Genomic DNA, 9582 nt, shown 5'->3' on the forward strand with positions numbered 1-9582 from the left:
GAGACTATCCGTCGTTCGAATTTTGGAAATTAGTTTTTATATTTTTTTGGAATTTTATTTTCATCCATTATTTTGTATCTTAGGTTACTTATAAAAAAATAACAAACTAAAAATAAATTATATGGCATTCGATATCAATATGATCAAAGGTGTTTACACCAAAATGGCTGAACGAGTTGATAAAGCACGTGAAATTGTTGGGAACCCACTAACATTATCTGAAAAAATTCTATATTCTCACCTTTGGGATGGGTTACCTAAAAAGGCATTTACTAGAGGAAAAGATTATGTAGATTTTGCACCAGATAGAATTGCGTGTCAAGATGCCACAGCACAAATGGCATTATTACAATTTATGCAAGCGGGAAAAACGAAGGTTGCTGTACCAACTACCGTGCATTGCGATCACTTAATTCAAGCTAAAGAGGGCGCTGCAAAAGATTTAAAACATGCCAACAGCGTAAGTAGTGAAGTTTTTAATTTCGTAGAATCCGTTTCAAACAAATACGGCATTGGTTTCTGGAAACCTGGCGCAGGAATTATTCACCAAGTAGTTTTAGAAAATTATGCATTCCCAGGTGGGATGATGATTGGTACCGATTCACATACCGTAAATGCAGGAGGATTAGGAATGGTTGCTATTGGTGTTGGAGGGGCAGATGCCGTTGATGTTATGGCAGGAATGGCTTGGGAGCTTAAATTCCCAAAATTAATTGGAGTAAGGTTAACGGGTAAACTTTCTGGATGGACAGCACCAAAAGATGTCATTTTAAAAGTAGCCGAAATTCTTACTGTAAAAGGCGGAACTGGCGCTATTGTGGAATATTTCGGACCTGGAGCAACATCCATGTCATGCACAGGAAAAGGAACCATTTGTAATATGGGTGCCGAGATAGGCGCAACCACATCTACATTTGGGTACGATGACTCTATGGAACGTTATTTACGTGCTACTGAAAGAGCAGATGTTGCCGATGCTGCAAACAAAGTAAAACAACACTTAACTGCAGATCCTGAGGTTTATGCAAATCCAGAAAAGTATTTCGATCAAGTAATCGATATTAATTTATCAAAACTTGGCCCCTTATTAAATGGCCCTTTTACGCCAGATTTATCTACGGAAGTAGGAACTGCAATGACTAAAAAAGCTAAGGCTAACGATTGGCCAATAAAAGTGGAATGGGGTTTAATTGGGTCTTGCACAAACTCTTCTTATGAAGATTTATCAAGAGCCTCTTCCATAGCGCAACAAGCTATCGATAAAGGTTTAAAAATGAAATCGGAATTAGGAATCAATCCAGGTTCAGAGCAAGTACGTTACACCGCAGAGCGCGATGGAATTCTTGGGATTTTCGAAAAGCTAGACGCAAAAATATTCACCAATGCTTGCGGTCCATGTATTGGGCAATGGGCAAGATATAGCGATCCAAAAAACGCACCAAAAAACAGCATTGTACATTCTTTTAATAGAAATTTTGCTAAACGTGCCGATGGAAACCCAAATACACATGCCTTTGTGGCTTCACCAGAAATAACGGCAGCCATAGCAATAGCTGGTCGCTTAGATTTTAATCCGTTAAAAGACAAGTTAATTAACGAAAACGGTGAAGAAGTCATGTTCGATGAGCCAACAGGATGGGAATTACCACCAAAAGGTTTCGAAGTAAAAGACAATGGCTATTTAGCACCCGATAAAGATGGAAGTGGCGTAGTAGTAAAAGTTGCCCCAGATTCCGAAAGACTCCAATTATTAACACCTTTTACACCATTAGGCGATAATATATCTGGAGCTAAGTTATTAATCAAAGCCTTTGGAAAATGTACTACCGACCATATTTCTATGGCCGGACCATGGTTACGTTTCCGTGGGCATCTAGATAATATTGCAAACAATACTTTAATAGGCGCTGTTAATGCCTTCAATAAAAAAACAAACTTTGTTAAAAACCAATTAACAGGCGATTATGGGGGAGTTCCTGATGTACAACGTGAGTATAAAAAAGCAGGTATCAAAACAATAGTAGTTGGAGATCACAATTATGGTGAAGGTTCTTCAAGAGAGCACGCCGCAATGCAACCAAGACATTTAGGTGTGGCGGCAGTAATTGTAAAATCGTTTGCACGTATCCACGAAACAAACCTTAAAAAACAAGGTATGTTAGGTTTAACGTTTGCAAAGGAGTCAGATTACGATTTAATTCAGGAAGATGATACCTTCAACTTCACAGATTTAAACGCCTTTGCACCAGGAAAACAATTAACGCTTGAGGCAGTTCATAAAGATGGTTCAAAAGATACCATCAAACTGAATCACACCTATAACGATGCACAAATTGCATGGTATAAGGAAGGTTCTGCACTTAATTTAATTAAGAAAGAAAACAACGCATAATACGCTTTAACCTGCGAGTTATTCAAAGCCTTGTAGGTATATTTGAATATAAAAAATCCAGCTTTACGGCTGGATTTTTTATATGGTATAAAGGTAAGTTGTACGCCTGCTTGCAGGCAGGTTAACTTAATCCCGAGAGCTATCTGCAAGGCTAGTATTTTATTCAGAGCGAAGTCGAAAGGTTACGATATTTTGCCCTTAAAAAAAGTCGCTGTGGGTTTTATTAATGCCTTTCTATTTAATATTAATAAATTTATGACCATAAATGTTTTTCTGCAATCTCTAACACGAGCACATCTGTTAAAGCATTAATTTCACTTTATTAAATCGTAATAAATCTTAAAAACATATTTAAAACAAAAAGCTGTATTCTTATAAAAATTATGTATTTAATGATAATAATACAGTATATTTAACAAATTATTTAGAATATGTAATTAAATATTTAGTATCTTTAGTAAATTGATAAATCTTTAATTATGGGTATTAAGAGTTTTCAAGGTGCAAGAAAGCATCAAAGTTCTGTCGAGGAACTTCCGGTAAAAGTTAGTGATTATATGTCTACAAATTTAATAACCTTTAGACCACAACAATTAATGGATGAGGCAGTAGATATCTTAATTAATCAAAAGATTTCGGGTGGACCAGTTGTTAATGACAATAATGAATTAATTGGGATGATTTCTGAAGGTGATTGCATAAAGCATATTAGCGACAGTAGGTATTACAATTTGCCTATGGAGCGTAATTTAATTGAAGATTGTATGGTCAAGAATGTCGATACCATTGATGGTAATATGAATATTTTTGATGCCGCCAATAAATTTTTGAATGAAAAAAGAAGACGATTTCCCATTATTGAAAATGGAAAATTAGTAGGCCAGATTTCACAAAAAGACATTCTTAAGGCGACTGTAAATTTGAAGTCCCAGAATTGGAAGAAATAAACATATTGATATTATAGTTAAAAACCCTAGCGTATAAGTCCGCTAATTCATTTAGTTAATTTGTACAGGTTTTGGTTAGCTTTTTGCTAAGTGTATTCCATCAGGTATTATAAGGTTTTTTTGCGTATGTAAATAACTAGTATGATAAATAATGATTTATTAACGAAAATTTCGAAGGAATTTTCCAAATAAGAACTTCAGAAGGCAATTAATTAAACACGGTGATGCCAATAGGCTTTTTCCACTATTTTATTCAATTCAGTTTCTTTTTGAGTTCCAATTAGAAATTTTTTCCCATTCAGAAGCTCAATAGCCAAACCTTTATCTCCTTTCGTGTTATATACAGTTCCGTATTTTGTCCAAAGTCGTATTCCCCAGCCCCCAACGAATCCATAATTCACGATTTCAGCGTTTTTTATTTCTTTCCAATTTACTCGCTTATTAATGAAAGGAAAAAAGTTTATCCGGATTTCATTTTGGTCAATTTTAGTTTTCAGTCGCATAAACCAAAACATAGCTATTAAACCAAAAATAAAAAAACAGAAAATGATAAGACCGAAATCAGACATCGGTTTGTCTCCAAATTTTTCTCCGAGAATTAATTGCTTATAAATTCCGAAAATCGGTAAAATTCCGATTCCGATTAAAAGCAGCCAAAGCCACCATTGTGTAAATTTTTGTTCTTCTTTAAACTCAATTTTCATTTTGCGTACCGATTTTTTTAATTCATTGGCAATCCAAAGATAAGTTTCTATTTCACTTCAGAAATAAATTCAGCACAGGTGAAACTTATCGACTGTATACAAATTTATCGTTTTTTCTGATAAAGTAAAGTCGTTATTTTAGATAATTAATTTTAATTCAACATAATCAAATCCGTATTTTTACAAAAACTTCAAAAATGAATTCCAGACAAGATCAACTTAAAGCTTTTGATAGATTATTAACCATAATGGATGAGTTGCGCGAACAATGTCCGTGGGATAAAAAGCAAACCATGGAAACCTTACGCCATTTAACCATTGAGGAAACTTATGAGCTTGGTGATGCTATTCTAGATAATGACTTAGAGGAAGTGAAAAAAGAATTAGGCGATGTGTTATTGCACATTGTATTCTATTCAAAAATAGGAAGTGAAACGAAAGATTTTGATATAGCAGATGTATGTAACACCATTTGCGAAAAGTTAATTCATAGACACCCACATATTTATAGTGATGTAAAAGTAGAAAATGAAGATGACGTAAAACGAAATTGGGAAAAATTAAAACTAAAAGAAGGTAAAACTAGCGTTTTAGAAGGTGTTCCAAAAAGTTTACCTGCCTTGGTAAAAGCAAACCGAATTCAAGAAAAAGTAGCAGGTGTTGGTTTTGATTGGGAAGAACCAAACCAAGTTTGGGAAAAAGTAGAGGAGGAGCTCAGAGAGTTTAAAGCTGAAGTGCAATCTGGCAATCAAGACAAGATGGAAAGCGAATTTGGTGATGTGATATTTTCTATGGTAAATTATGCACGTTTTTTAAACATCAATCCTGAAAACTCTTTAGAACGTACCAATAAAAAATTCACAAAACGTTTTCAATACCTAGAAAGTAAAGCGAAAAGTATGAATAAACCACTAAAAGACATGACTCTAGCTGAAATGGATGTATTTTGGGAAGAGGCAAAAATACTTTAAAAAAAACACCCATAAAGTCCCCTCAAGGGGACAACTCACTCAGTTGAATAGTAGGATTGTCCCCTTGAAGATACCTAACGCCGCTAATTAGGGGGGCAAAATATTATAAGTGCAACCTATAAAACGCTCCCCAATATCAATTTTTTTTAAATCTGTAAAGTCTAGATTATTAATACAAATCTTTAATTTTTCGAAGTTTAGCTTTCAAAACGTTAAGCGATTCTTTGTGGTTTTTAATGTTGGTATGCACTTCTTTTACAAGCGGATTATCTTCATCAACATTTGTAAAAAACTGTAAATTATTTTCCAATTGATTAATTTGTCCTTTCAGTTCATCAATCTTCTTACGTATAAAAGTACGCTCATTATCTAAGTTTCTTGTATCATTAGCATCATTAAGACTATCCAATTTATTTTCGTACTTAATCATTTCAGCTTCCGCTTTATCAACTTTCAAATCGTTTAACAAACCATCAATCGTTTTTTGAAACTTTCCGTCAATATAGCGTTTATCACTTGGCACGCGACCTATTGTTTGCCATTGCTTGATTTGTTCTTTTATAGCTTCAACACCTTCTGCTTTATCTTTTGGTAGTTTTAAGTCTTTTAAGCTATTTAAAAAGTCATTCTTTTTATTGTATGCTTCCACTTGTTCTGCACTTGCCGCATTGCGTTTAGCATGAATTCTGTCAAAATAACCATTACAAGCTGCTTTAAATCGTTTCCATATCTTATCGCTGTCTTTTCTCGGAACATGACCAATTTTTTTCCAATCACTTTGTATTTTCTTCATCAAAGGCGTGGTAACCTCAAAATCGTCACTTTCTTTATTGTCTTCAGCAATTTTAATTAAATCAAGTTTTAGCTGCAGGTTTTTATATTGGTCTTTTTTAAGGTCTTTATAAAAGGCATTCTTTTTTCTATTAAATAATCTAACAGAATCTTTAAATTTTGCCCAGGTTTCTTCATTCACTTTTATAGGAACTTTACCAGCATTAAAAAAGGCTTCTCTTAATTCTTCAACCGTTTTTATTTTCTTCTGTAACGACCCGTGCGAATTTGTGTCTTGGCTTGCAATGTCCTCAATTTTAGAAATGATTTCTAGTTTGTATTCAAGGTTTTTCTCGTAAACTTTATCTATTTCTTTATAATAAACTTGGCGTTTATCATTAATAGTTTTGGTAGCAGCTTTAAAGCGCTCCCAAATACTTTCGCGATGCTCTCTAGGAACAGGGCCAAGCTCTTCTTTCCACATTTTATGAAGTTCTTGCAGTTCTCTAAATGCACGCATGGCGTCATCACCCATTGCCAATTCTTCAGCACGTTCAATAATTAATAATTTCTTTTCAAGATTATGCTTAAAATCTAGGTCGCGTAAATCTCTATTAATATTTAAAAAATCATAAAAAATTTCTACATGGTGGTGGTAGCTATTCCAAGCATTATTGTATTTATCACGCGGAATTGGTCCCGTATTTCTCCAGCGCTCTTGCAATTCTTTAAAGTGCTTATAAGTGGTGTTAATGTTTTCTTCAACATTTATTAAACCCTTTAACTCTTCAATAATTTCAAGTTTGTTGGCTAAATTTTGCTTTAAATTTTGCTCTAAACTTTGGTAATGCGCATTTACCTTTTTTCTATATGCTTTGTAAGCTTCTTTATATCTTTTTTGAACTGGAGACGAGTAGTAAAAATCTATTTCGTTGCCGCCGTCATTTAAAAAATCTTCTTTCTTTTCTTCAATTAAAGCTTGAAATTTGGTTTTAAATTCCGAGTTAATATTATCGACATGAGATTTTATAGCCTGTACTTTTTCCTTCTCAATAAGCTTTTCTAACTCTATGGCTAAAGCTTCCAACGACATGGTGTCATAAGCTTTTACTTCAATAGTGTGTCTATCTTTATTACCTTCATCTTCAGCATCCTCAGCGTTCGATTCTTCTATTTCATTAATAACCTCGTCATCTTCTTCAGCAATCTCAGGTTTCTGAACTGGCTCAATCTTTGGAGCTTCAGCTGTTTCAGAAGAGCCATTAACTGCTTCAGTAGCATTAACGGCGTCTTCTGCGTTTTGATTGTCGTTTGATTGGTCGGAATTCTCAATAGAATTAATTTCTTCAGTTCCGTCTACTTCTTCAGGGTTGTTAATATCAGACATTTTAAAAAATGTTAAGGTTCGTAAAATTACTTTCGTCATTAAAGATACAACAAGTAAATTATTTTTAAAGTACTATAAGATTTTTAATCGCCAAAATTGGATTAAATAATAAAGTCTGCTTTGGCTATTTTTAATATTGTTATAAGTGCTATTTCGAACTAGCTGATTACTAGTAGTTACATGAAATAATCAGTAAACTTACCTTATGTTGATTAATTTAGAAGTAGTTATTTATTTAAGATCCCAGATAGACCATGATTTTTCTGCTTGAAGTCTTAACATATTTAACCCATTTATAATCGTTGCTCCGTTTTGTTTGCCTTGTTGCAAAAATTTGGTTTCAGCAGGATTGTATATTAAATCAAAAAGAATATGATTTTTATTGATGGCAGCATACGGAATATTTGGACAATCTTCAACGTTAGGGAATGTTCCTAATGGCGTACTATTAATTATAATTTGGTGTTCAGCGATGTCTTTTTCCGATAAGGTATCATACGTAAAGCTAACGCCATCCTTTAAGGTTCTTGATACATATTGGTATTTAATACCCATTTCTTTAAAGGTAAATGCAATAGCTTTACTAGCGCCTCCAGTACCCAAAATCAATGCTTTTTTATGATGTGATTTTACATAGGGTTTTAGGGTGTTTTTAAATCCATAACAGTCTGTATTGTAGCCTATTAATTTGCCTTTTTTAGTAATTCGAATAGTATTTATGGCACCAATGGCTTTTGCTTTTTTATTGATTTTATCAAGGTATGGGATAACCTGTTCTTTGTATGGAATAGTAACATTTAGCCCTTTTAGCCCTTTTGTATTTTGTATAATAGAAGGGAATAAATCTATGGTTTCAATATCGAAATTTTCATATGAAATATCCTTAATATGTTCATTTTCGAATTTCTTTTTGAAATATGATCTTGAGAAAGAATAAGAAATATCTTTACCTAATAAACCTAGTTTTTTCATTTTGCTTTTCGGGTTTTTTGTCCGTACCATTCTAATGCCAAAACTAGGGCAATTCCTAAAATAATAAAACAAATAGCGTAATAAGTTTCAGGATTTAAATTGGGCATAAACCGTTCGTAATTTTTAATGACCATTTCGCCTCTAGAATCAAATAACGCATTACCGGTATTATCTAATTTATAAATCGTTTTTTTCCAAGGCCATACAACCCCTAAAGAGCCAATTATAAAACCAATAATTGCAGAAAGTGTGATGCTTTTAAAATGTTTTAAAATATAGCTTAATACATGCGAGAATGTTACTAGACCTGTAACCGAGCCTAAGGTGAAAACGACTAAAACTTTCAGCATTCGGATGCGTTCAGAGTTATTAAAAACGCTAAAATCGCCGCTAATAATTTCAGAAAATGTATCAAATAGGGCATTTACTGAATCTACTAAAAGTAATACATAATTCCCTAAAAGAATTAAAATAAATGACCCTGAAAAACCGGGTAAAGTCATTCCGGAAACACTAATAATACCGCAGAAAAAAACAAACCATAAATTATCATTTTCTTTCGCTGGATTTAAAAAGCTAATCCCAACGCCAAGTAAAATACCAATGGCAAGCGATATGTAAGTTTTGTAGTTCCAGTCCTTAAAATCTTTGTTTATGTAATAAATGGAACCGATTATCATTCCGAAAAACACGCTCCAAACATAGAGTTCATAGTGTTTTATAAGGTAATCCAAAACTTTAGAAATACTAAAGTAGCTTACAATCATTCCGAAGAACAACAAGCTTAAAAAACGACCATTAATGTATCTGTAAAAACTTTTAAACCTGCCATTGAAAAGTAGCTTGAAGGCGTTTTTATTTACTTTTCTAAGGGAATATATAAATTCCTCATAAAAGCCAGCGACAAATGCAACTACACCACCAGAAATACCAGGAACTTTATTTGCAGCACCCATTCCTAATCCTTTTAAAATTAGAAAAAGTTTATCCGTAAGTGTTCTGGTACCTTCCATTTTTATTTTTTAGAACCTACACGCTCAAGAATGAATATAGTTAAAAACCCTAAAATAATTAAGAAAATGGCCATCATGATTTGACTATCACCATCAATAGAAAAAGGTGAAATACTTTCTTGTAATAATGGTGCTTTAACACCTTTAGAATCGGTGTGCCATGATAATGTGTTTTTCCATGGCCATACTTTGTTTAATGACCCAAAAATGAAGCCTGTTAGTAGCGCTAGCGTCACATTATGATAGTTTTTAAACAGCCATTTTAGCACATGACTAAAGCTAAGTAAACCTACTAAAGCTCCCGTTCCAAAAATGATTATTTTTTTTATATCAACATCATGAATAGCATTGCTTAGCGTTTTGTATGCGCCAAGAATAATAAGAATAAAAGACCCTGAAATACCAGGTAAAATCATGGCACAAAT

General features: G+C 33.3%; 8 protein-coding genes. 3 read left to right on the forward strand and 5 right to left on the reverse strand.

What is annotated here, in order from left to right; genetic code table 11:
* Positions 1-121: 121 nt before the first annotated feature.
* Together WBN21_RS03535 and WBN21_RS03540 are read left to right on the forward strand one after the other, a co-directional pair.
* Entirely contained in the window at positions 122-2392 is a 2271-nt protein-coding gene (locus WBN21_RS03535) for an aconitate hydratase (protein ID WP_424197918.1), read from the forward strand.
* Between the two features lie 479 nt (positions 2393-2871).
* On the forward strand, positions 2872-3339 hold the full coding sequence (locus WBN21_RS03540; protein WP_424197919.1) for a CBS domain-containing protein: 468 nt from the start codon (positions 2872-2874) through the stop codon (positions 3337-3339).
* Between the two features lie 212 nt (positions 3340-3551).
* Here WBN21_RS03540 and WBN21_RS03545 read toward each other — a convergent pair whose 3' ends face one another.
* Positions 3552-4043 carry a hypothetical protein gene (locus WBN21_RS03545; RefSeq protein WP_424197920.1) on the reverse strand — a complete coding sequence of 164 codons (492 nt, stop codon included), beginning with the start codon at positions 4041-4043 and terminating at the stop codon, positions 3552-3554.
* 197 nt (positions 4044-4240) lie between these two features.
* Between WBN21_RS03545 and mazG the strand changes: the two genes are divergently transcribed.
* Positions 4241-5014, forward strand: coding sequence for a nucleoside triphosphate pyrophosphohydrolase (gene mazG / locus WBN21_RS03550; protein ID WP_424197921.1), 774 nt, complete (start codon positions 4241-4243; stop codon positions 5012-5014).
* 169 nt (positions 5015-5183) lie between these two features.
* Here the strand turns inward: mazG and WBN21_RS03555 are convergent, their stop codons facing one another.
* The 4 genes from WBN21_RS03555 to WBN21_RS03570 form a co-directional block, all read right to left on the reverse strand.
* On the reverse strand, positions 5184-7172 hold the full coding sequence (locus tag WBN21_RS03555) for a DUF349 domain-containing protein (protein WP_424197922.1): 1989 nt from the start codon (positions 7170-7172) through the stop codon (positions 5184-5186).
* A 231-nt stretch (positions 7173-7403) separates the two neighbouring features.
* A complete protein-coding gene (locus WBN21_RS03560) occupies positions 7404-8144 on the reverse strand; it encodes a shikimate dehydrogenase family protein (protein ID WP_424197923.1) in 741 nt (246 codons plus the stop codon).
* The gene (locus WBN21_RS03565) at positions 8141-9157 is read right to left on the reverse strand and encodes a DUF368 domain-containing protein (protein ID WP_424197924.1); all 1017 of its coding nucleotides are present in this window, start codon (positions 9155-9157) and stop codon (positions 8141-8143) included. Before WBN21_RS03565 ends, WBN21_RS03560 begins: the two co-directional genes overlap by 4 nt.
* 2 nt (positions 9158-9159) lie before the next feature.
* Positions 9160-9582: DUF368 domain-containing protein (locus tag WBN21_RS03570; protein WP_424197925.1), on the reverse strand; the 423-nt coding region annotated here is incomplete at its 5' end.

It is taken from the genome of Algibacter sp. (assembly GCF_049667265.1).
In the GTDB taxonomy this organism is placed as follows: domain Bacteria; phylum Bacteroidota; class Bacteroidia; order Flavobacteriales; family Flavobacteriaceae; genus Algibacter_B.